A 24,854-nucleotide genomic window follows, 5' to 3' on the forward strand; every position below is an offset into this window, starting at 1 on the left:
ATTGTCCGTTCAGCGTAATTTACAAGCTGTCTTTTTACTTATTACAATACGATACATAATTCGTTATGGGAACTATGATTTATCTGGTTTTAGCTATTAATGCGTTATACTTCGTTATTTGGAGGACAAAAAATAATCCGGTTGAATGAAAAACATACAACCGGATTGTTCTAAATTTTAATAAATATATAAAACTATAGTTTGATTATTTTTTCAGTCGCAATCGCTTTGTTTGCTTCAGAACCATTTATAATCTTAATAAAATAATATCCTGAAGAAAGGTCACTCATATTAATAGTAGTTTGGTTATCTTCAAATTTAACCTCTTTTTGTAACATTCCCAAGGTGTTATACACTTTTGCATAAGAACCTGCTTGAATGCCATCTATAGTAAGTATATCCTGCACCGGATTAGGATATACCTTTATTTCGGTATTTTCAATATTATCTGCTTTTCCGGATTTATAGGTAATCAATAACTGGGGAGGTTTGTTACCTTTATGCTCCTTAGATTGGAAGGCAAAGTCATTGCCTGAAACCGCACTCATAACCAGGGTTAACTTACGTCCATTAGTAATTTGAGTAGCATCCAAAGAAACTTTTCTAGTAGTCCCAATAGGATACGTAGCATTTATATTACCTAATAATCTGGTAGCACGAGGTTTATTGGCATTAGAAATATTAGTTTCGGTCCAATTATTGGCATTCCCCTTATGAATATTTACACTACCATTACCTGCATCCGAATCTACGGTAAAATTTAAATCTACTTTTTCAATAGTACCTTTGATAGAAGAAAGATCAAACATAAGATAAGCAGTTCTTCTATTTTGATCTAGTCTTACAATAGATTCATTGTACCTGGTAGATCCTTGTAAGTAGGCATCGTGTATTGGAGATAATCTCACAACTTGTGCACGAGAAGCTCCCTTCTTAACGACTATTTTATCGATATTAAATAAGAACCCTGCTTTTCCTTTATAACGTAGTTGTAGATTTTTCTCTCCGTTTGATAGTAATACTCTTTTACTGTAATTCTTATAAGTATCCCATTGACCTGTGACCGGAATATTGATAGTACCGACTACCTTACCAGCTTCCAGAATTTCTACAGTTCCACCGGTACCCGCACTAGAAGCATAAATATCAAATTTATATGCACCACTACCGTTTACTTTTACTTTATATTCCGTAGCATCTCCGTTTCTTATATATCCAAGATTTTTACCTGACGGTCCAGGTAGGTTTTCTACTCTTACGCTTCCTGATTTTGAAAGAAAATCTTCTGCCTCAAAACTACCGGGAATCGCGATTGCCGAAGTCGGAGGAGGGGGAGGAGGTGTAAGCGTCTTATCGTCCACAAACGGATTGCTGTTGTGAGGAATCGGATTAGAATCCTGACCCTTATTATTGTTAGTTCCGTCATCTTTTATAAATCGTATATACCCCTCATGGATTCCTTTAGTTCGATTCATAATTTTCACGTATAGATCTCGACCGGATTTAAAATAAGCATCACGTTTTGAATCTCGTAAAGCTTTTAAACTCTTTAGCTGTGGTAAATCTATATTGTTAATAGTTCCTCTTGGTTTTATTACATTCCCCATATTAACCATACGTAATACTACCCCTAGGCTATTACGAGGTCTTGACCACTGGTGGAAGGTCAACTCTAATTTATGTCGTGATGCATTATAGCCGTCTGGAAATTCCATTTTATATTCCGAATTCCAACGAAGCTGCGCTCTTCTATGTCCATGACTGGCTCTAATATACTGTTCTCTTGTTCCATTAGGTCCGGTTAGAAATATATTGGGCATATCATTATCGTTCCCACCATGGCGTGTTTGTAAATTACCAAATCTCTGTCTGGACAATACCCATTCAAATTCACTTGAAGGTGGAGTTTCTCCTAATCTTGTATCGACTGTCCAGGGGTTGTTACCTATAAATGAATACCCACGACCTCCACCAAAACCAGTGGTTAAAGAACCATCTCTATCAAAAATAGCTCTGGTATCTCTTATATTAGTTCTGTTTGCTTTTTTCATATTTTTAAAGGTACCGTCGCCTTCGAAGCTTAAACCTTCTACTTCAAATGACGGACGTACACGGTTTCCTCCTATGGTTTTAAACATAGTAGTAAATCGACTATCTCCAAAGCCACCTATATGAACATTTTTTATAATAGTGCTTCCATGATAAAATACAGAACCTACTGAACCCCCTTTACGCTTATTCCCTCTACTCAATCCTAGAATTAATCCTCCGTCAAAAAGGGTCGGGTCAGAATCAAAATTTGTAGTTCCATTATCCGAAGCTTTAAAATTCTTAAAGATATGTGTGATATTGGTCATTAAAGGATAAAGCCCTACAGATGTTTGGTAAACCGTAAGATTTTCAAAGGTAGGATGCACATTACCGAAAAACTTTTCTTTTTGTTTAAATTCCCCAGCATCTTTAGGTCCTCTAGAAAGGGTTACAAAACCGGTAACTGTAGAATGTACCGAATTATCTTTAAATATAGATAATGGTATTTCTTTAGGTTTATAATTGCGATATTCCGGCATGCCACCAGCTGCACCTCTGGGCTCTGATGGTGGAGCGTACCAGAATCCTGAACCTTGTGAACCGGCGCAAATATTACCTATAAAATCATTATTAGCATTTGCAATCCAAAATGCTGCGGTAGTTCTAAACCGGTCTCCACCATCATGAAAAGTATCAGTTTCATCAACTATAAAAGCACTACCTTGAAAAGCATCCACTTTGCTTACTCGGTGTACCCCAAAAGCAATATTGTTTATAAACTTGTTTCCTTCTTCAACTCCATCTTCGGTAAAGAAACCATGACCGTGTAAATCATGTGCTACAATACCTTCAACTAACACATTATCTGTAGTATGAACCACAACGGCTCTATTATTACTATTAGTGATACTTGAATTTTTAAAAACATCTCCTGCTCGGTCTCTTGCGATATGCCAATGAAATGGGTATCTTCCTAATCTTCCGGATTGTCCCATTAAATGAAGCTGTACACCTTCTACTTCAATACGACCCGCTGTAGGCATAATCATAACATGCCCTCCAACTCCGTTAGAGGCTTTTCCATTACTGATTTTTAAGCGTTTTCTGTCTCCAAAATTAGTATCAGTATCTTGTGATGCTAATCCTTGTATTTTAATATTTCTACTTAATAATGCAACCTCTGCCCGCATATCGATAGGTATTGCCTTACGATTTTTATTAAAACTTTTAGGATCAAATTTAGTTGCATACGTTTCTATAGCTCCGTAATGACGATAAGACAGACTTCTATTTAAAGTCAAACGAGAATTACCTCCTAAGTTTTCAATCTTAGTAATGGTTCGTACATCTTCCTCATTATATTTATCAGAACTACTGGCAATTACAATCTCGTCGCCAACTTCCCAATTAAATACTCCATCCCTATTAGCAGATAGCGAACCGTCATGATTTCTATCTATAACATTAGCAACCACAATGGTATTGGAACCTGCATTGGCTGTTTGTGAAAGCTTAGTAAAACTTATTTTTTCTTTTCCATAAAATATAAGTCTCCCATTTCCTCCGGCCATTAAAAAACCGTCGTTACCAGTAATGTTCATGTCTTGGCCATTTGCCATAGGAATGCTATGATTTGAAGTAGGATTGGTGCCGTTTAAAGTAAGTGTAAATGTTCCTCGATCAAAACGGTTATTAGCAGTACCAATCTCAAAAATACCTCCACTATTTACATGGACCCAACGAGTGGTTAGTGCTTTGTTCCAGGTTCCAGTTTTAAAAACACGTAAGCGTCCATGAACAACAACTTCTTTGGCTTGGTGAGCACCTGTAATATTTACAGTAACTCCTTGTTTAATAATAACTCTATTAGAGGATTTAGGGATACCTTTGTCCCAGGTACTGGCGTCAGACCAATTACCACTTTTTATAGCAGTATGAACCTGTGCAAGAATTGAATTACTGGTAAAAGTAAATAGCAGGAATAAAAATAGGGCGTGAATCGCAAGATAACTTTTGACTCTTTTTTTGTGTAATTTCATAATTAATTATAAAAATAAGTTGAGTAAACAATAAAATTAACAAAATTCACCTGGTCTATTTATTAATATGTGATATTCGAATAGGTGCTTCTAGTATACGTAGGCATTCTCCTAGTAACTGTTATAAATTACTTTTAACAATTAACATGTTTATGGATAAACCTTATATGGAGTAGAATTAGATTTAAAACTAATTTTGAACATCCGTAGTTGCTTATAATCCTGAACGTCTTATTATTTTTACAATAGTAGCAACGATGATTCTATTCGCTTTTAGCTCCTACTTTGAAGATAGGAGCATCTTAAATATAATAGGATAAAATTAAAGTAATTCTAATAAATGTAATAGTAATCAATATTACTAAACATAATTTATCCAATTATTACAAGAAAAAGTATTTTACCGAACTTATAAAGTAATGTGCTTACTAGTGAAGTATAGGTTATCAATGTTGTTATAAGTAAAGTTTGAAACTATAAAATGGTTTCTGACTTAAAATAGTTTAACGGATTGCGTTTTTCTCACTTAGTCTTTTAATAATTTGAAGTGTTCCTGACAATACATTGTTAGAATCCTTATTTGTATAATTCACAGCGATGGATGCGTTGTATTTTGGGATATGAACAACAGTGGTATTCCAAAAACCAGTATGTAAATAAATGACAATTTTAGACTTTTCAGTAGTTATTTTTCCTATCCCCATACGAGAATCTTCATTGCTTTTTCCTTCTGGTGTAATTGGATTTGGTGACAACATTAAAGATAATGTTTCTTTTTCACGAAATATCTTATGATTAAAAAGAGCATGATAGAACTTAGCCAAATCTTGAGTAGTCGCGTACAATCCCCCACCACCATAAAGATCAATAGAATTATCCCATAGGGTAGCGTCTATATTATCAAAATATCGATGAACTTCGGGTAATGCTTCTTTTGGTCTAGGTTCTAAGCTTTCCAGCCAGGTATCTTTCAACTGTAAATCTTCAAAAGACAATAAATTTCGTAAACCTTGTGCAAGTGTGGAGTTATTCACTTTCTCTATAATTTCTCCTAAAAGAATATAACCCGTATCGCTATATCCATAAACTGTTCCCGGTTCTCCAAGTGGATCTCCGTGATCCATTGCAAATTGTAATTGTTCTGTTCTTGTCCACCTTTTTCTGGGGTTTTTCTTGGCTTCTTTAATATAGTCTCTATTACCTTCAGCATAATCAAAAAGACCTGAGATATGTTGCAAACAATGTCTTATAGTAATTTGATTCGGGGCATAACCATCTGCTTTTAAAATGGATTGATGCTCTTCTGAAATATAATCGGCAATTGGATCATCAATACTTAATTTGTTGTTTTCATGCAATCTCAATATGGCTACTGATACGAATGTTTTGGTAATACTTGCAACCCTAAATGGTTGTTGAGCTGAAAGGAGATGATCTTTTTCGGTACTGTCAAAACCATAAGCTCCGGACCAGTTGATGTCCAAATTCGAAGCGATTACGGTCATGGAAACTCCTGAAAGCTTACCTTTAGAATTATTAATTTCAAGCTGCAAAAGTTCCTTAAAAGTTTTTTCAGGATTTTGATAATCTGTTTTTAAAACGATTGGTCTTGCGCAGTTTGTAAAGATAATAGCGGTAAAGAGGGTTAAAAATCGGAATAACATACTTTTTAATTTTAAACAAAATTCAGTTAGAAATTTTTAATCCCATTGTAAAAATTCGTCATAAGTTTATAGAGGACGAATTTCTGTAAAACTTGGAAGTGTTAGGATTTGTTTAGGAGTTAAAGAAGTATATCTTTTAATCTCTTTGATGAAATGCGATTGGTCGTAATAGTGGTATTTATTAATATAATATTGCCAGTCTGTATTTTTTGTACGGCAAATTTCTTGTACTGCGGATTTATAGCGTTGTAAAGACTCGTATTTTTTTGGTGTCAAACCAGTATCCCTTTTAAAATGCCTTTCTATAGTCGAATAAGAGTACTTTGTCATACGCATCATTCTCTGCAAGTCAAACCTGTCATCTGCTTGATCCATTATAGCAATGGTCAATCCTTCTCTTTCTTTCAGATAATTAGATAAAAACCAATGATCCAGTTCTTGCACTATTAACGAATCATCCGTTGTCTTTAATTTGCTTAAAAAAGACATAAAATGTTTTTTGCATATTTCATGAACCGGAATAATTGGGTTTTGCATTATTTTACTTGCATCAAAAGGAACAAAAGGTAATAAGGATGATAGTGCTTTTGATTTGAATTTAATTAATATGAATGACTTCAACCCTGATAAATCAACCTGTAAGGTTTGATCTATAAAAGAAAATAGTGTACTCACATTACTTTTAAACTCAATTCCTCTTGTTTTAAACATATAATATCCATCTAATACAAGTAGCATATCAGGCGTAATACCGGGATATGCATAGATCGTTTGAGGTATTTCCTTTAAGATTGTACTGGATTCGTTAACAATCCAGTAATAATCGATATGTTTTTGAATGCTTGTATGTTGGGGGAAGTATAGCATACTACATTGCCATAACTTTACGATTTATTTTTAGAAACTATCTTATCAAGCTGAAATAAAACCATTTTATCAAAAATACGGTCTCCCAAATATTTTCTTAGAAAAGGAAGAAGTGTCGAATATTTTCCGGCAGTATATCTTGTTTTTGGTTTGCGATCATGAACTGCTTTGATAATCTCGTCTACAATAACTTTTACCGGCGAACCTCCGTTTTTCTTAGTAAAACTTTCTTCTGAAGCGATGGCTACCGCCTTTGCCATCTCGTGATATGCAGAATTTCCAGAATATTTCAATAAAGGTTCGGACATCACATTGCCAAAATCTGTTTGAATTACCCCGGGTTCAATAAGTACTACATCAATATGAAAAGGCGTTACATCAAGTCGAAGACTATCTGACCAGCCTTCAAGCGCATGTTTGGTTGCATAGTACCAAGCTCCCAACGGACTGTAAATCTTTCCGCCGATGGAAGAAATATTTATAATCCTTCCTGCTTTTTGTTTACGCATATAGGGCAGACAAAGTTGCGTTATACGAGCTAAGCCGAATAGATTGACTTCAAATTGCTTACGGGCATCTTCTATGGGAATATCCTCAACTGCACCGTACAAACCATAGCCTGCATTGTTGATCAATACATCAATGCGTTGCTCTTTTTCTATTACTTTACTCACCACGTCTTGAATATCCGTATCAATAGTAATATCCATGGGTAAGGCGTGCCCTCCGGCTTCAACTAATTCTTTCATTTTTTCTACCCGCCGTGCTGCTCCGTAAACAATATGCCCTTGTTGTAATAAAGAAAGCGCAGTAGCTTTTCCAATACCCGAAGAAGCTCCGGTGATCATAATAACTTTTGGTTTCATGTGATAATTAGTCTTCCCCTAAAAACGGATAGCGGTAATCTACCGGTGATACGAAGGTCTCTTTAATGGTTCGTGGCGATACCCAACGTAATAAATTCAGGTAAGATCCGGCTTTATCATTAGTTCCGGATGCCCGAGCCCCGCCAAAAGGTTGTTGTCCGACTACCGCCCCGGTAGGTTTATCATTGATATAAAAATTACCAGCTGCATTTACTAAAGCTTCCGTAGCTTCTGTTGCCGCATAGCGATTTGTAGAAAAAACAGCTCCGGTCAGTGCATATTCTCCGGTAGTATCTACCAGTTCCAAAGTGTTAGCCCAATCCGAATCTTCATATATATAAATGGTAATTACCGGGCCAAAAAGTTCGGAACACATGGTTGTGTATGTAGGATTTTCTGTAACGATCACCGTAGGTTCTATAAAGTAACCTTCGGATTTATCGTAAGTACCGCCAATAATAATAGTAGCGTCCGTATCTTTTTTTGCCTGGTCAATATATGTAGCCAATTTATTAAAAGAACCTTCATGAATAACCGCCGTGATAAAGTTACTCATATCTTCCGGACTTCCCATTTTTAAAGAAGCTAGATCTTCTTTAAGGAATTTTAAGACTTCATTCCATAAACTTTTAGAAATGTAAGCTCGTGAAGCCGCACTACATTTTTGTCCCTGAAATTCAAAAGCCCCCCTTACAATTCCAGTAGCAACCTGTCTGGCATCCGCACTGGAGTGTGCAATAATAAAATCTTTTCCTCCGGTTTCCCCAACAATCCTGGGGTAGGTTTTATAGGTATGAATATTAGTTCCGATCTTTTGCCAAATATCTTTAAAAACATGCGTACTACCGGTAAAATGGATTCCGGAGAAATCCGGACTTGCTAGTATCGTATCCGTAATCATTACCGGATCTCCGTAGATTACATTAATAACCCCGTCCGGCACACCAGCTTCTTTAAAAATATCTACAATCACCTTAGCAGAATAGGCCTGACTGTCGCTGGGTTTCCATACTACTACATTTCCCATTAAAGCGGCACTTGCAGGTAAGTTTCCGGCAATCGCTGTGAAATTAAAAGGAGTGATAGCGTAGACAAATCCTTCCAAAGGTCGGTATTCCAATCGGTTCCATGCAGCAGATGTGGATTCGGGTTGATCTGCATAAATTTGAGTCATAAATGCTACGTTGAACCGTAAAAAATCAATAAACTCACAAGCAGCATCAATTTCAGCCTGAAAAATATTTTTAGACTGTGCTAGCATGGTCGCTGCATTAATTTTAGCCCGGTAAGGGCCCGCAATAAGTTCAGCTGCTCTTAAAAAAATAGCAGCCCGTTGTTCCCAGGGCATACGACTCCAGGATTTTCTGGCTTCCAGAGCGGTATCAATCGCTTGTTGTACGTGTGTCTTTTCTGCTTTATGAAATACCCCAAGCGTATGTTTATGATCGTGGGGAGGTGCCATTCTTGTAGTATCCCCCGTAGTAATTTCTTTACCGTTAATATAAAGAGGAACTTCAATTTCCTGAGCATACATTTTTTTATAAGTTTCCAGTACTCGTTTTCGTTCCGGTGTACCGGGAGCATATGATAAAACAGGTTCGTTTACCGCTTTTGGAACTTTAAAAAATCCTTTACTCATGATCGTATAAATTTAGTATGAAGGTTTGATTTTACTTTTTAAAAATCGAAACCAAAGATAAAAAATTAAGATGCGAGGCTAATTAATATTAACTTTTATTCTCTGTTTATTTCCTTTATTAATTTTTTTGTAAGTTGCCATGCTAAAACACGAACAAATATACATGTGTACGGTTACCTTATTACCTCTTTCTGAAGATAGCTTTATTTTAACGTCCAACCGGGATGAAAGTATTTCCAGAAGAACAATTTATCCTAAAATTTATGAAGAGAAGGATGTTACGATCTTGTATCCTAAAGATAAAGAAGCCGGAGGTACCTGGATCGGAATCAGTAGCCGGAAAAGAATGATTTGTTTATTAAATGGAGGTTTTAAAAAACATAACCGAAAACAAGCTTATCGTAAAAGTCGGGGTATCGTAGTTACGGACTTACTTAAAGTATCAAATTTTGAAAAAGGAATTGCGGCTTATAATTTTTCTGACATTGAACCCTTTACCCTGGTGGTTGCCGATTGGAACGCTACCTTAACTTGTAATGAAATCGTATGGGACGGTAAGGTATTACATAAGCGTAAGTTAGAACATAAAATACACATTTGGTCTTCTTCTACTTTGTATACAGATGATATGAAAGAGAAAAGAAAAGAATGGTTAAACTCTTTTGTAAATACTACTGTAATGGATGCAAATTCTCTATTAGATTTTCATAAGTATGGTGGACAAGGATATAAATCCTACGATATACAAATGGATCGAGGAGAATTAAAAACCAGAAGTATTACTCAAATTATAAAGTCAAAAGAGGAGATTGAAATGCGTTATGAAGATTTGATTAATGAAGAAGTCAAAACCATTTCTTTTGAAGGAGCTACCATCTATTAGAGGTAAAATTTCATCGTATGTCTCCTAAAAATAAAGTGTATACCGGTAAGATCATCGTGCTGGCATTTCCTGATACTTTTGTACAGTTTTCTCATGAAAAGGTTGCCAGGTTACTTCCATTAGTAGGTTTAGGTCGTAAAGGTATTATCAAGGCGGGACATGCAGCTTTTATTTTAATTGAAAATAAAACCGGGAATGCATTTTATTATGATTTTGGCAGGTATATCACTCCTTTCCGGTACGGAAGGGTACGAAGTGCAGAAACTGATGTCGAATTACATATTCCGTTTAAAGCAGAAGTAAATGAGTCTGGCAAACTGGAAAACCTGAATGAATTCTTACTTTGGCTGGAAGCTCATCCGGAAAAAACCCATGGAAATGGTCGATTAATTGCTTCCGTTTGTTCATATATCGACTTTCAAAAAGCCTTTGATTTTGTAACTTCCTTACAAGATCAGGGTAGTATTTTGTATTATACTTTTAAAAAGAAAGGAACAAACTGTTCGAGGATTGTAACTGATACTATTCTTGCAGCAACACAAGAGGTTCGTATTATTAAACCCTTATTAAGAAATAAAAAATTTACACCAAGTCCACTGGGTAATGTGGAGAAAGGAAGTATGGGCAGTCCTATCTATAAAGTAGAAAACGGCAGTATTTCGCATTACAATAATAAGGTGCTTAAAGAGAATATAACTAACTATTTTAAAAGACAAAAAGAACAACAGAACGAGAATTCAGTTGAAAAAAGTCAGGAGATACGGCCAGCAAGTGGAAGCAAACAATTACTCACTGGTATAGGAAGTAGTGCGTATTTCGAAATTTGCCCAACCCCTACTACCGATAAATTTATTATCAAACGATATACAGATACCTTAATAAAGGATTTTGAAGGAATATTTATACCAGATGCCACTTTCTTTATAGAGGAACCTTATGAATTCACCTATGACTCTCATTGCAAATATTGTCATATCATACAAAAAGAGAAGACTATTAAATTTAATCGGGAATCTATTCTATTTCCGATTAATTGATAGCGAAAGGAGCACTTAATCTAAAAACCGGAATGGTTACTTTAAAGGTATCTGCCGTAGCAAAATTAACCATTTGATAATATCCTTTCATAGCTCCAAAAGGGGATTTTAACAGGCAACCACTGGTGTAGGTATGGGATTCACCTGGTTGCAACACAGGTTTTTTACCAATAACACCATCACCCTGTACGACTTCTTTTATTTTTAAAGAATCATAAATTTCCCAAAACCGGGAAGTCAATTGAACAGCATTCTTACCTTGATTTTCTATAGTAACCTCATAACCAAAGGCGTAGAACAACTGGTAATTTTTAAAGAACGTACCTTCAAAATTAGTTGCTACTGAAATTTTAATGCCTTTTGTAACCTGTTGTACCATATCAATATAAAATCGCTGCTCCCAAGAGCGTAATAATACTTCCGACTACTGCTAAGATAGAAAATAAAAAATTTGCTAACAAAAATTTAACAGTAGTCTTTATTTTTCCTTGACCATAGAATTTCTTCATAGCTAAAAAAAGATAGATTAAAAAAGCAAGTAGGATAGAGTTATTTGAAGTATCAGTGTTAAAGGTAATGTCCAATAACATACCAAATCCAAGTAAAATAAAAAATACAGTTTGTTGATGAAAGGTAAAGACAAGATGATCCATATAGTTAAAAGGTCTTCTAATGTATAACAACCACAACACAAGTGCAAATGCCGGTAGAAAAAAGAATATAATTATTGGTAGTTTTGAAAGAAGGTAACTTATAACACCACTTACCGAAAAATTAGTTGCATTGAATTTTTTAATACGTGAATATAAAGTGCGGTTGAACCACGTGTTCTCTTGTTGTAATTGTTTTAATGCTTCTTTGGTTGAAAGTTCTTTATGCTCCTGATGAAAATCATAATAAGTATCAATTTTATTTTCAAAAACATTTCCAAAATCAGTTTCTCTAGATGTAGTCTTAGAAAAGTCTATGTTTAATGCTTTTTTGTCGTTTAAAGAATCAGTCACGTATTTTCCAGCGGTCAAAATACTATCTTTTTTTTGAGAAAACTTTAAGTCAGAGAAATTCTTGTGAGTTCCAAATTGCATACGTAAATTTTGGTCTGCTTTTTCTAATTCTTCATTGATAAGCAATCCGTTTAAAAGAAAAAATACAATACTGATGCTTAGGTAAAACCGAAAAGGGTTGGCATATCGCATTCGTTTACCGCTAGTATAATCCTTTGTAATTTTACCCGGAATAAAGAGGGCAGCAATAGTTCGACGTAAACGGGAATCATAAGAGAAAATACTGGCGAAAAATTCGGCTATAAAATCAGAAAAGGAAATTTTCTTCGTGGAGTTGATTTGTCCGCAGTAATGACAATATCTATCTGCAATGTCCAGAGGGGTTTGACAATTTAAACATTTATCAGAACGATATGCTAAAGCCTTTCTTTTAGATATTATTTTAGAATGAAAAAAAGATACCTTCTTCATCAAATTATACCTAAATTTTAATTTCTTATATTTCGGGAGTTGCCCATACCTCGTCCGATCGCCCGGTCATACCTTGCCGTAGGAGCACGGTAATAAGCAACCACCATATAATCATTTTCGGTTTCATCAAAGTTACCACTTACAAATCCGGGCTCCAGCGTACCGTCCGGTTTTAATAAAACATAGGTATAATTGTAAAAGCCTTGTTTAAATAAAATGCTTGTTTGATAAAGCGCAGTTTCCTTATTAAAGGTAAGGCGAGTAGTATCATCCAGGATAAAATTATTAAAGTTTCCGAACACATGTAATTCTCCGTCTCCAATAGGGGCAAAACATTCCAGGCTAAAATGCATTTGAACATAATCTGCTTGAGTGTTACTGTCATCTGCTCTTAAGTTTCTAACTACAAAACTTCCATTAACATCCGGATTGTACGTATAAGGCCGGTTTGCTCTCATAATATCGGTAAAAAGATAATTGTGATATATTTCCTGTAGATCAATTCTCTGAATATTAGCCGTTGCGGTCCGCACCTCTTTATTATCAAAAAACAAATATTCATTTCCTCCCCAAAAACTGGCTTCCTGGTCATACTTATAAACCAAACTGGTACCAATGGTAAATTGTGGAACTAAATCAGTTATTGCAGTTTTTAAATTATTGTTTTGAATTACCAAAGTACGAACGGTACGATTGGGATTACGTAAAATCTCCGTAGGAGAATTGATTTCAAATTGAACCACCTGCTTGGTATCAATAAAATTCAGATCTCGGGAGCGTTTTATAGCAACACCAATCGTAGTGATATCTTCATACAAGATAAATTTTCTGGAAAATATCAGGTCGTCGCTATCATTATATATTTCTAAAAGGTAATTTCCGCTAACCTTTAAACCGTTGGTATCATCATTGGGAATCCGTAAGCGGTAATGACTGTATAATTGATAGGCGTTAAAAGAATTTTCATAATTAAAAATACGGATGCCATCCATTCCGTCCAGAAATTCATTTTTATAAAGTTGTGATGGGGTCCAGTCAAAGTTGTAATATGAAATCTTATAATAATAGTCTTCTTCATTTCCGTTAATATCATCAAAAGTTAAGATGATAGGTTCGCCTAGTTTAAAAACAGATGTTCCGGTAAAGTCACCTTTACCTTTTAATTTGATAGTTTTGATATGAGGAGGAGGCACTAATTCTTCTACCACATTTTGAGCTAAAAGAAATGTACAGAAAAAAAATAAGCAAAAAGCAGCACGTAAGGAGGGTTTAATCAATATCATTATGGTAAAGTTGTAAAAATCAAATATAAACAAAATGTATACCGGAATAGCTCCTATCCTCACCAAGTTTAACTAATTTATTTAGAATAGTTATAAATAACATACTAGATTAAAGCCTTTTTTTACTTACCCTTTTTAATTAGTAAATTTGCACGATTTTTATAGTTAATTAACATAGACTATCTATATGTCAAAAGACATTCGAATTAGAAAAGGTTTGGACATAAAATTGGTAGGTGCCGCTGAAAAAACGCTTTCAGAAGCTACCAGAAGTAATATTTATGCCATCAGGCCGGATGATTTTCATGGGATAATCCCTAAAATTGTCGCCAGGGAAGGTTCTGAAGTAAAAGCCGGACAAGCTTTATTTCATGATAAAGCTAACGCAGAACTTTTATTTCCTTCTCCTGTTAGCGGGGAGGTGGTAGAAATTGTAAGAGGTGCCAAACGTAAAATTCTACTGATTAAAATTCTGGCGGATAAGCAACAGGATTTTTTCGATCATGGGGTTAAAAACCTAGATAGTTTAAGCAGAGAAGAGATTATTTCGCATCTACTTTCTTCAGGTTGCTGGCCTTTTATCAAGCAACGTCCGTATGACGTAATTGCTAATCCTGCAGAATTGCCAAAGTCTATTTTTATCTCCGGATATGCCACCGCTCCTCTGGCAACAGATTTAGATTTTGCATTATCAGGCAAAGAGAAAGAATTGCAAACCGCAGTAACGGCATTAAGTAAATTAACTGAAGGTGCTGTACATATTTCTATTGGTAAAAAGGATAATTCCCCTTTATCAGGACTTCAAAATGCAGTAATTCATAAAGTAAGCGGTCAGCATCCGGCAGGTAATGTAGGAGTGCAGATTGGTAAAATAGATCCGATTAATAAAGGGGAAACCGTCTGGGTCGTACAACCACAGGATTTAGTTATTATCGGAGAACTATTATTGACTGGTAAGTTTAATGCGGAGCGTATTGTTGCCGTTGCTGGTTCTTCTATTAAAAAACCACAATATTATAAAGCTAAGATTGGAGCGGAAGTTGCTACAATGATCTATGATGCTGGGGTCAATGAAAATAATATTCGGGTGATCAGCGGCGATGTATTGACCGGAGTTAATGTAAAACCGGATGGATATTTGGGCTTTTATAACAACCTGATTTCAGTAATCCCCGAAGGTAATGATTATGAATTTTTTGGATGGAATAAACCGGTTTTTGATAAGGTGTCCGTAACCCGGTCACTTACTTTTTCCTGGTTGATGCCTAATAAAAAATATAAACTGGATACGAATACAAACGGAGAACACCGGGCTTTTGTAATTACAGGGATTTATGAAGATGTATTTCCTATGGATATCTATCCTTTACAATTGTTAAAAGCATGTCTGGTAAGTGATCTGGATGCTATGGAACAGCTGGGAATGTATGAAGTAGCGCCTGAGGATTTTGCGCTAACTGAATTTGTATGTATTTCAAAACAACCACACCAACAAATAATCAGAGAAGGTTTAGATTTAATGATAAAAGAAATAGGATAAGGTTATGGGATTGAAAGAAAAATTACATGAACTAAAACTAAAGTACCAGGACAAAAAAATGGCTCCTGCGTTTAATGCATTGCATACTTTTTTATACATGCCAAATGAGGTTACCCATTCCGGGTCACATGTTCGTGCGGTAGATGATTTAAAGCGTACGATGAATATCGTTATTGTTGCTTTGATTCCTTGTTTGATCTTTGGAATCTTTAATGCGGGGTATCAACATTATTCTGCAATAAACGGATTTCCGGAAGATTTTAAATTATTTGAACATTTTATTAATTGGGAAAACCTGGTTTTAGGTGCCTGGACGGTATTGCCTCTGGTAATTGTATCGTACGGAGTTGGACTTGCTGTTGAATTTTTATTTGCAGTTATTAAGGGTCATGAAGTAGAAGAAGGATATTTGGTTACCGGGATGTTAGTACCTTTAATCGTACCTATTGATATTCCATTATGGATGTTAGCTATTGCCGTAATTTTTGGAGTGGTGATTGGTAAAGAAGTATTCGGAGGTACCGGGATGAATATATTAAATCCTGCTTTAACTATTAGAGCCTTTTTGTTCTTTGCTTATCCTACGTGGATGTCCGGAGATAAAGTATGGGTTCATGGTGCGGTGGACCGTGCCGGAACAGCGGATGCTATTTCGGGAGAAACGATCCTGGGTGGTTTAGCACAAGGAAAAGAAATTATTGGAAATACCGCTAGCGTTGCTAACAACGCTATTGCAAAAGCAGGGGCAGCAGGTAACGAAGTGGTTTATACCGTATCCGAAGCCTTTAATGGTTTTATACCAGGTTCTGTAGGTGAGACATCTAAACTTTTAATTCTTTTAGGAGCCGCCTTTATGATTTTTACCAGGGTAGCTAGTTGGCGAATTATCTTAAGCGGATTTATCGGAGCTGCGGTAATGGGTCTTATCTTCAACGGTATTGTAGATGCCGGATGGATTACAGAAAGTAGTAAGTTTTACGGATTGATGAGTACACCATTCTGGCAACATTTAATTATCGGAAGTATTGCTTTTGGGGTAGTATTTATGGCAACCGATCCGGTATCCGGTTCGCAGACCACAAAAGGTAAATGGATTTACGGTTTTTTAATCGGATTCTTTTCCATTATGATCCGGGTTTTTAATCCTGCTTATCCGGAAGGGGTATTTCTAGCTATCTTGTTAATGAACGTATTTGCTCCGACCATTGACCATTACGTGTTACAAGGAAATATTAAGAAACGTATGAAACGTTTAAAATTAAAAACGGCATAATATTATGGCATTAGACACTAACAAAAATTCGTATACGATTATCTTTGCCATAGCAATGGTAGTGGCAGTTGGTTCTTTATTAGCCTTTACAGCATCTTCTTTAAAAAGTAGTATTGCTGCAAATAAGCGAACTGAAAAACAACAAAATATCCTTTTTACCATGGGTATTACGGATCCGGAAGATCCGGAAGCTTTTGTTCCGGCAGATCAGGCAGAAGCTTTATTCCAAAAGTATATCGGAGATGAGCAGTACATTGTAACAAATGGTGAAGCTAAAAAATCAAACGAAGCTTTTGATATTGTAGTAAAAAAAGAAGGTGACCGGGTTAAGGATGATCCGAATTATTTAAGAAAAATGCCGTTGTTTGTGGGTAAAAAAGATGGTGAAGAATATTATATTGTTCCATTACGTGGAAATGGCTTATGGGATGCTATTTGGGGTTATGTAGCCTTAGATAAAAATTTCACCGAAATCAAAGGTGCTTACTTTGATCATAAAGGAGAAACCCCTGGATTAGGTGCAAATATTGTAGAAGCATATTTCAGAGATGATTTCATCGGTGAAAAAATTGTCGATAAAGCTGGAAATTATATGGGTGTTACGGTCAAGAAAGGAAATTCAGATCCTAAAAATGACCGAAAAGATGATAATGCGGTAGATGCCTTAGCGGGTGCGACTATTACCGGAGACGGAGTAACTGCCATGATTAAAAATGGCGTTAAGATGTATCAAAACTACTTTAAAAACTTAAAAAGTTAATTATGGCTGAAGTTGCAGAACAAGAAGTAGTAAAGGTTAAAGAAACAAAAGAACCTTTATTTTCAAAAAAAAATAAAAAACTATTATCTGATCCTTTAACGGATAACAACCCGATTACCATTCAGGTGTTAGGGATTTGTTCGGCCCTTGCTATTACTGCTCAGTTGAAGCCTTCGATTGTAATGTCCATCTCGGTAATTTTTGTGTTGGGGATAGGGAATGTAGTGATTTCGCTAATGCGAAATATTATCCCTTCAAAGATTCGAATTATTGTACAATTAATTGTGGTAGCTACCTTAGTAATTATTGTAGATCAAGTATTACAGGCTTTTGCTTATTCTTTAAGTAAAGAATTATCTGTTTTTATTGGTCTGATTATTACCAACTGTATTATTATGGGACGTTTTGAAGCCTTTGCCTTAGGTAATGGACCCTGGAAATCCTTTTTGGATGGTGTAGGGAATGCTGCGGGTTATGGAGTGATATTAATCATCGTTGCCTTCTTTAGAGAGCTATTGGGAGCTGGAACTTTGTTTGGTATAAAGGTACTGGGGGATCCGATAGAAAAAACCGGACTATATGCTTTGGGATATGAAAATAATGGCTTTATGGTGTTGGCACCAATGGCTTTAATTACCGTAGGAATCCTAATTTGGATTCAACGAAGTAGGAACCCAGCTTTAATCGAAGAACATTAAAATTATTTTCAATATTATTGATCACGTTATAAATCAAACACTATGGATTATTTAGAGTTACTTTTAAAATCTATATTTATTGAAAATATGGTTTTTGCTTTCTTTCTTGGGATGTGCTCTTATTTAGCAGTTTCTAAAAAAGTATCTACGGCGGTAGGACTGGGAGCAGCAGTTATTTTTGTATTAGCTATCACGGTACCGCTTAACTTTTTACTAAATAAGTACGTGTTACAAGAAGGAGCGTTGCGATGGCTAGGACCGGAATATGCGGGGTACGATCTTAGTTTTTTGACTTTTATTTTGTTTATCGCTACGATTGCTACTATGGTACAATTAGTTGAGATTATTGTAGAAAAGTTTTCACCTTCTTTATATAATTCACTAGGTATCTTTTTACCGTTAATTGCGGTAAACTGTGCTATTTTGGGAGGTTCTTTATTTATGCAACAAAAAGAATTTGCAACCATAAGCCATGCCGCGGTATACGGAGTTGGTTCGGGAATTGGATGGTTTTTAGCGATCCTTGCGATTGCAGCTATCCGTGAGAAAATCAGATATTCAAATGTTCCTGCCCCTTTAAGAGGTTTGGGAATTACGTTTATTCTGACCGGGTTAATGGCGATCGGCTTTATGAGTTTTGGTGGAATGCTTACCGGAGATGACCCGGAAGATGAAACAGTAGCAAAAGAACAAAATACGGTCGAAGTAATTATTGACGAAGAGAGCAAAGACGTAACAAAGAAGACAGTATCAACTATTAATAAAATACAGTAAGCTATGATTTTTTTAGTGTCTACTACAGGAACTATCACTATTACTATAATTTCATTTTTAGTACTAACTTTAGTATTAGTTGGAATTTTATTATTTGCAAAAGATAAGTTGTTACCATCAGGACCGGTAAAAATTACTATCAACGGTGAAAAAGAAATTGAAGTAGCTTCCGGCGGAACTTTATTATCCACCTTAGGTAATGAAAAGATATTTTTACCTTCCGCATGTGGAGGAGGTGGAACTTGTATTCAATGTGAATGCCATGTACTGGAAGGAGGCGGTGAAGCATTGCCTACAGAAACACCACATTTCTCTCGGAAAGAATTACAACATGGTGCACGCCTTGCCTGCCAGGTAAAGGTGAAACAAGATATGAATATCGAAATTCCGGAAGAGGTATTTGGTATTAAAAAATGGGATGCGGTTGTTGTACGTAATTATAACGTAGCTTCTTTTATTAAAGAATTTGTAGTTCGTATTCCCGAGGATATGAATTATAAAGCAGGTGGGTATATTCAAATTGAAATACCTCCTTGTGTGGTAAATTATAAAGATATTGACATTACTGCCCATCCGGAAGAACATGATGTCCCAGATAAGTTCCAACAGGAATGGGATAAATTTGGGTTATGGTCATTAACCATGAAGAATACGGAAACGGTAGAACGAGCTTATTCTATGGCTTCTTATCCTGCCGAAGGTAGAGATATCATGCTAAATGTACGTATTGCTACGCCACCGTGGGATCGAGCTAAAAATGCCTGGATGGACGTAAACCCGGGAGTTGCTTCCTCCTACATTTTTAATTGTAAAGAGGGTGATAAAGTAGTTATTTCCGGTCCTTATGGAGAATTCTTTATCAATGAATCCGAAGCAGAAATGCTATACGTAGGTGGAGGTGCTGGAATGGCGCCCATGCGATCACATTTATACCATCTATTTAAAACCTTAGAAACAGGTAGAAAAGTTACATATTGGTACGGAGGGCGTTCAAAAAGGGAGTTGTTCTACTTGGAACACTTTTATGAATTAGATAGAAAGTTTGATAATTTTAATTTCTATTTAGCTTTATCCGAACCTTTAGAAGAAGATAATTGGAAGGTTAAAAAAGACTTGGATGATGAAGGAGACGGGTTTGTAGGATTTGTTCATAACTGTGTTATTGACAATTATTTAAGCAAACACGATTCTCCCGAAGATATAGAACTGTATTTCTGTGGCCCGCCACTGATGAATAAGGCGGTTCAAAAAATGGGAGAAGATTTTGGAATCCCTGATGAAAATATTCGTTTTGATGATTTTGGTGGATAATTATCTGAATTTTTAAATATATAAAAAGCCTTGTCAAGTTTTAACTGACAAGGTTTTACTTTTTTATTAAGATATGGCGAGACCTTTATCAAGGCAGGAATTACATAATTTGGCAATGAATATTGTAGGCAAGGAGTTGGAAAAGAAAGGTTTTGAATTTCTAGCGGTCAATAGTACCTTAGGAAGACATCCTCAATTCGTATGTATTGATGTTAAGAATACTAATTATTTCGTATTAGTAAAAGCGGTGTTGTACCCGGATAATCCGCATAATTATGATATGATCTGGATGGAGACTTTTAAACAACATGCCATCAAGCAAAATGCTAAAATATTTTACGCAGGGGTAGGTTTACAAAATGCGGAAGATCCTACAAAGCCAGTATTACTCAATCAGGAGTATACACTGGAATTTGCAGGTTTACAACCGGTTGAACTTTCTTTAAATTAAACCTATGATACAGCGTTTACTTATAATTGTTGCTTTTATATGTGCGATTTCTTGTCAAAAAGATAAAAAAGAGAGCGTGGTAGCTTTTACAGGTAGCGCATTTGGCACTACGTATAGTATTCAATATTTTCCTGGAGCGTTTTCTAAGAAGGTATCTAAGAAAGCAGTGGATAGCATTATTGAGGTGATCAACTATTCTATGTCTACTTACCAGGACAATTCTTATATATCAAAAATCAACAAGGGAGATACCGTAGTAGTGGATGCTCATTTTATTCAGGTTTTAGACGCTTCTAGGGAAGTGTATCGACAAACAGATGGAGTTTTTGATCCTACCATTGGTAATTTGGTTAATGCCTGGGATTTTGGTCCGGAAAGCCAGATTGTGGCTATTGATAGTGCTATGGTAGATAGTATGTTGGTTTCTGTAGGCCTTGATAAAATTGTTTTAAATGATCATAAAGTCTATAAGAGCCATCAAGGTACGTTTTTAGATTTTAATGCCTTAGCTAAAGGTTATGCTGTAGATGTAGTAGCGGATTATTTTACAGATTTAAATTACCAGCATTTTCTGGTAGAAATAGGCGGAGAAATACGATCAAAAGGTAAAAACAAAACAAAGGATCAACCCTGGAAAATAGGGGTAGAAGACCCTAATTTTGACGGAACCCGTTCCTATAGTAAAGTAATACCTTTGACAGATGAGGCTATGGCCACTTCCGGAAGTTACCGTAAGTTTAAAGTAGACGATAAGGGGAATCGTTTTGCTCATATTATCGACGCAAAAACAGGGCATCCCTTACGTTCTAATTTACTAAGCGTATCCGTAATTACTCCTACCTGTATGTTAGCTGACGCCTATGCTACGGCTTTTATGGCCATGGGTTTGGAAAAATCCAAAGCTTTTTTAAGTCAGCACAAAGAAATAAAAGCCTTTTTTGTGTATGCAGTTAGTGATGAACTGGAAACTTTAAGTTTGAATGGGTTTCCGGATTCCAAGTGATTTCAGGTAATAAAATAGTATCAATATTATAAGCAGCAATAGTATAATAAGTAAAATGTTTGATATGGACAGCGTTGTATTTGCTTTAGTAAACTCAATGGGATCGGTATTACCAACTATATAGAACCCCGCCCAGTAGAAGGGGGAGGCGAATTGAGGTTTTGAACTGTTTAAAAAAGTTAGTTTGGCTTTCTGCAAGGCTTGCGCTTTGTTCATTCCTTTCTTTAGGTTACTATAGAATAACCTCATCAGTTCCGGGGTGGTCTTATCTGATATTTCCCAATTGCTCAGTAATAAACTCTTAGTACCTGCATATTGAAATGCTTTTCCCAGACTCATCACCCCTTCCCCTTTGTTAATTTTACCGCTACCTGTATTACAAGCACTCAATACGGCTAATTCCGCTGGTATTTTTAAGGCAAAGAGTTCGTGCATGTATAACTGGTTGTCTTCAATACTGTCTTTAGTTTTGGTAAAAAGGAGTTTTGAGTTCTCTGGGTTTTGATGGTTTACCTCGCCGTGTAGTGCTAGATGTAAGATTTTGTATTTGTCTGCATTCTTTTTAAAGTTAGTCTCTGCCGCTTCATTCCCATAGAAATAGTCCCCATCTACTATAGAAGATATAGCTTTGATCTCTTTACGGGTTCCCGGTAGGTCAACCTTTGCATCCCTAAGGGCAGTAAGGCTTATTTGTTGCCTACTTTTAGTTTGAATAGAATCCGAAAAAGAAAAAGCAAGGCAGTCTTTAGTACGGTACTTCCCGGTTTGCTTTACTTTATTTTTAGTAATCACTTGTCCTTGATACCAACTAGTAGCAGAATTAGCATAAGAGATTGCATACTTATGTGCCAGATAACTAAAATTCTTAGGGTTATTAGAATTAGTATTTTGGGTCAATAGTAAATCAAAATTAAGTTGCCACAACACCCCATCAGGGATAATAATCAGGTTTCGGGCTTTTATCTTATGTTCAAAAGGCATGATAAGTTGTTGGTACAATCTAGTTGCATATTTTTTGTATTCAGAATTGTTTTTAGAAACGACACTTTGGTTTAAGGTAGTAATATCTTTTTCCAAATCAGGTAGCTGATAGGTATATTGATAGATGTTATTGTTATCTACTAAAAAAGCATATACCTTTTCCTGGTACGTAAAAAACTGTAATACAGAAGTTTTATCATCTAACTTTGTTTGAAGTTGTGGTACAGATACTACTTTAGGATTATGCTTTAGGTTAAAATACTCTGGAAATTTTTCTTTGATAAGATTAGTTAGTGAATCTTGTGATCTTCTAAGGGAGAAAATTGCGCTGTTTACCTCTTGTATTTTACTAGTATCCTTATCAGTGCTACTCTCTAAACTTACCAGTTCAGATTTGTAGAAAGCCAGGTTAACTTTAGTTTCCTTTTCTTTTTGTTGTATTGAATCCGGTATTAACCCAAGGTTTTTCAACTCATTATCTGCTAAAGCTTCCCTAAGGAACATAGCTTTGCTTCTTTCCGTTAAGTAAAAGCAGTAGTTTGGGTCGGAGTGGTTTGTTAGTCCTTCTACCGAAAGGGCACCAGCATAGACTTCCTTAATTTGATCCGCTTGTTCTAGTTTATCCTGGTAGGTAGTTGAGGTTTTATTCAATTCCTTTAAAATCTGGTCTGACCTAACGAAAGCATCTTGGGCAAGTTTAAGGTATTTAGTATTACAGTGGTCATTAAACATAGCTGTATAGGTATTGGCGAGTCCACGGTAAGATGCAATAGCTGCGTGTGGATAAAAAGGAGCAACCTCAGCTTTATAATTACTATTAGAGGGATTTGCATTATCTTCAACAGCCTTTGTATAATATTCTAAAGCTTTAGTATAATCTTTATTTTGATGATACATAGAAGCAATATTGTTGATAGCTTCTAATGTTTCCGGATGGGAAGGGCCGTAGTATCTATTTAGAGTTTTCAATTCTTTTTTAAAGTAAAGCATTGCTTTAGTATGGTTTCCAAGACCTTTATAGATATGGCCATAATTTTTATAGCAATAGGCAAAGTATAAACTGGAAGATCCAAACAACTTCTTTCTTATGGAGAAAGATTGATCAGTCAATTCTAAAGCTTTTTTATAACTTTCAACCTGAATTAAAGTATAAGCTTTATTGTTTATTAATCTTGCATATCTTAGGTTATTTGTACCTACTTTGTATTTAATGATACGAATTGCTTTATTGTAAAAATAAAATGCTTTTTTAAAATCTTTTTTTTGATCATATATATCGCCAAGATTATTTAAGATATAAGTAGATCTGATAGATGATTCACCATATTTACTACTCATTATATTTAGAGATTTGAAGTAGTACATAATAGCTTGATCTAAGTTGTTCATTTCTTTGTAAGCTATTCCAAGTCCATCAAAAAAGTTTGCCATATATATATGTTTTGATAAATTGATCTGTCGAAATATTTTAATTGCTTTTTCATACATACTAATACCTAAATGGTATTGACCTGTTTCTCGGTAGATATCTGCTAAATCAGTATAATTCAGAGCTTCATTCCTTAAATTATTATTTTTTTTGTTGTGCTTTAATGATTTGAATAAATTTTTTTCAGCTTCATTAAATTTTTTTGTTTTTTTATAAATATGAGTTAAATAAGTATAAGCGTTGGGAATCACGTACCTATCCATTATTTTACTATTTTCAGCTTTTTTTACAGCATCTTTAGCATAGGCTAATGCAAATTCGATATTATTAAAATTCAGGTGACAGGAAGAAATTGATTGTAGAATATAAGATTTATTAAATTCACATTGATGGACATCCACTAAATATAAAGCCTTTTTATAATAAGATAGTGCTTCCTTTATATCGAGATTTGAATCATAATACTTTCCTATATTATGAAATGCCTTAATTTTTTCAGAACTTTTTTTGAGAAATTTATTACATACTTTTAAAGCCTTTTTAGCAAATTTATATGAGTATTCATAATCAGCGTTATTACGATAAGTTTTAGAGATTTTATTATAACATCTTGCAACCCCCTCCCAATAGGTCACTGACTGGTATTCTTCCTGTGCTTTTTTATAAAAGTTAATGGCTTCCAGATATCGATAATTATTCTTAAAATCTTCCGCATGTTTATAGAATTCATAAGCAGAGAGTGTATCAATAGTAGGTTTTTTATTTGCAAATAGGGTAGTGCAAATCATACAAACCAAACTTAAAAATAAAAATGCTTTCTTTTGCTTCATAGATCAATAATGCATTTCTT

The 24,854-nt window shown here is 35.2% G+C and carries 19 protein-coding genes; 10 read left to right on the forward strand and 9 right to left on the reverse strand.

Translation table 11 applies throughout. From position 1 onward, the window contains the following. Positions 1-194: 194 nt before the first annotated feature. From NBT05_RS08785 to pruA, 5 genes are all read right to left on the reverse strand, one after another. Positions 195-4,070 carry a carbohydrate-binding protein gene (locus NBT05_RS08785; RefSeq protein WP_265773115.1) on the reverse strand — a complete coding sequence of 1,292 codons (3,876 nt, stop codon included), beginning with the start codon at positions 4,068-4,070 and terminating at the stop codon, positions 195-197. 503 nt (positions 4,071-4,573) lie between these two features. Further along, positions 4,574-5,734: a serine hydrolase domain-containing protein gene (locus NBT05_RS08790; protein ID WP_265773116.1), complete on the reverse strand. Its 1,161-nt coding sequence runs from the start codon at positions 5,732-5,734 to the stop codon at positions 4,574-4,576. A 66-nt stretch (positions 5,735-5,800) separates the two neighbouring features. Then, entirely contained in the window at positions 5,801-6,601 is an 801-nt protein-coding gene (locus tag NBT05_RS08795) for a helix-turn-helix domain-containing protein (RefSeq protein WP_265773117.1), read from the reverse strand. A 17-nt stretch (positions 6,602-6,618) separates the two neighbouring features. Continuing rightward, positions 6,619-7,467 (reverse strand): oxidoreductase, encoded by an 849-nt coding sequence (locus NBT05_RS08800; RefSeq protein WP_265773118.1) that lies wholly within the window; start codon positions 7,465-7,467, stop codon positions 6,619-6,621. Positions 7,468-7,474: 7 nt separating this feature from the next. After that, positions 7,475-9,106, reverse strand: a complete 1,632-nt coding sequence (pruA, locus tag NBT05_RS08805; RefSeq protein WP_265773119.1) for an L-glutamate gamma-semialdehyde dehydrogenase — start codon at positions 9,104-9,106, stop codon at positions 7,475-7,477. Positions 9,107-9,269: 163 nt separating this feature from the next. Here pruA and NBT05_RS08810 point away from each other — a divergent pair, with 163 nt between their 5' ends. Both NBT05_RS08810 and NBT05_RS08815 read left to right on the forward strand, forming a co-directional pair. After that, the gene (locus NBT05_RS08810) at positions 9,270-9,989 is read left to right on the forward strand and encodes an NRDE family protein (protein ID WP_265773120.1); all 720 of its coding nucleotides are present in this window, start codon (positions 9,270-9,272) and stop codon (positions 9,987-9,989) included. Between the two features lie 17 nt (positions 9,990-10,006). After that, on the forward strand, positions 10,007-11,026 hold the full coding sequence (locus NBT05_RS08815) for a DUF6695 family protein (RefSeq protein WP_265773121.1): 1,020 nt from the start codon (positions 10,007-10,009) through the stop codon (positions 11,024-11,026). Here NBT05_RS08815 and apaG read toward each other — a convergent pair. From apaG to NBT05_RS08830, 3 genes are read right to left on the reverse strand one after another with little or no spacing between them, the layout of a single operon-like run. Then, entirely contained in the window at positions 11,019-11,405 is a 387-nt protein-coding gene (apaG, locus tag NBT05_RS08820) for a Co2+/Mg2+ efflux protein ApaG (protein ID WP_265773122.1), read from the reverse strand. The two genes, NBT05_RS08815 and apaG, sit on opposite strands and share 8 nt — an antisense overlap. 1 nt (position 11,406) lies before the next feature. Continuing rightward, positions 11,407-12,501 (reverse strand): DUF3667 domain-containing protein, encoded by a 1,095-nt coding sequence (locus NBT05_RS08825; protein WP_265773123.1) that lies wholly within the window; start codon positions 12,499-12,501, stop codon positions 11,407-11,409. Positions 12,502-12,518: 17 nt separating this feature from the next. Continuing rightward, on the reverse strand, positions 12,519-13,784 hold the full coding sequence (locus NBT05_RS08830) for a DUF5103 domain-containing protein (protein WP_265773124.1): 1,266 nt from the start codon (positions 13,782-13,784) through the stop codon (positions 12,519-12,521). 187 nt (positions 13,785-13,971) lie between these two features. On the opposite strand from NBT05_RS08830, the gene NBT05_RS08835 reads away from it, so the two are divergent. The 8 genes from NBT05_RS08835 to NBT05_RS08870 all read left to right on the forward strand — a co-directional run bounded on the left by NBT05_RS08835 (position 13,972) and on the right by NBT05_RS08870 (position 21,594). After that, positions 13,972-15,324, forward strand: a complete 1,353-nt coding sequence (locus tag NBT05_RS08835) for a Na(+)-translocating NADH-quinone reductase subunit A (protein ID WP_265773125.1) — start codon at positions 13,972-13,974, stop codon at positions 15,322-15,324. Positions 15,325-15,328: 4 nt separating this feature from the next. Then, positions 15,329-16,597 carry an NADH:ubiquinone reductase (Na(+)-transporting) subunit B gene (locus NBT05_RS08840; RefSeq protein ID WP_265773126.1) on the forward strand — a complete coding sequence of 423 codons (1,269 nt, stop codon included), beginning with the start codon at positions 15,329-15,331 and terminating at the stop codon, positions 16,595-16,597. 4 nt (positions 16,598-16,601) lie between these two features. Then, a complete protein-coding gene (locus NBT05_RS08845) occupies positions 16,602-17,357 on the forward strand; it encodes a Na(+)-translocating NADH-quinone reductase subunit C (protein ID WP_265773127.1) in 756 nt (251 codons plus the stop codon). Positions 17,358-17,359: 2 nt separating this feature from the next. Further along, positions 17,360-18,055 (forward strand): NADH:ubiquinone reductase (Na(+)-transporting) subunit D, encoded by a 696-nt coding sequence (locus tag NBT05_RS08850; RefSeq protein ID WP_265773128.1) that lies wholly within the window; start codon positions 17,360-17,362, stop codon positions 18,053-18,055. Positions 18,056-18,097: 42 nt separating this feature from the next. Next, positions 18,098-18,829, forward strand: coding sequence for an NADH:ubiquinone reductase (Na(+)-transporting) subunit E (gene nqrE, locus NBT05_RS08855; RefSeq protein WP_265773129.1), 732 nt, complete (start codon positions 18,098-18,100; stop codon positions 18,827-18,829). A 3-nt stretch (positions 18,830-18,832) separates the two neighbouring features. After that, complete coding sequence (nqrF, locus tag NBT05_RS08860) at positions 18,833-20,140, forward strand: NADH:ubiquinone reductase (Na(+)-transporting) subunit F (protein WP_265773130.1); 1,308 nt, start codon at positions 18,833-18,835, stop codon at positions 20,138-20,140. Positions 20,141-20,213: 73 nt separating this feature from the next. Then, a complete protein-coding gene (locus NBT05_RS08865) occupies positions 20,214-20,591 on the forward strand; it encodes a Na(+)-translocating NADH-quinone reductase subunit F (protein ID WP_265773131.1) in 378 nt (125 codons plus the stop codon). Positions 20,592-20,595: 4 nt separating this feature from the next. Then, positions 20,596-21,594, forward strand: coding sequence for an FAD:protein FMN transferase (locus NBT05_RS08870; RefSeq protein WP_265773132.1), 999 nt, complete (start codon positions 20,596-20,598; stop codon positions 21,592-21,594). Here NBT05_RS08870 and NBT05_RS08875 read toward each other — a convergent pair. Continuing rightward, positions 21,562-24,834 (reverse strand): CHAT domain-containing protein, encoded by a 3,273-nt coding sequence (locus tag NBT05_RS08875; RefSeq protein WP_265773133.1) that lies wholly within the window; start codon positions 24,832-24,834, stop codon positions 21,562-21,564. The two genes, NBT05_RS08870 and NBT05_RS08875, sit on opposite strands and share 33 nt — an antisense overlap. Between the last annotated feature and the right edge of the window lie 20 nt (positions 24,835-24,854).

It is taken from the genome of Aquimarina sp. ERC-38, from assembly GCF_026222555.1.
Classification (GTDB): domain Bacteria; phylum Bacteroidota; class Bacteroidia; order Flavobacteriales; family Flavobacteriaceae; genus Aquimarina.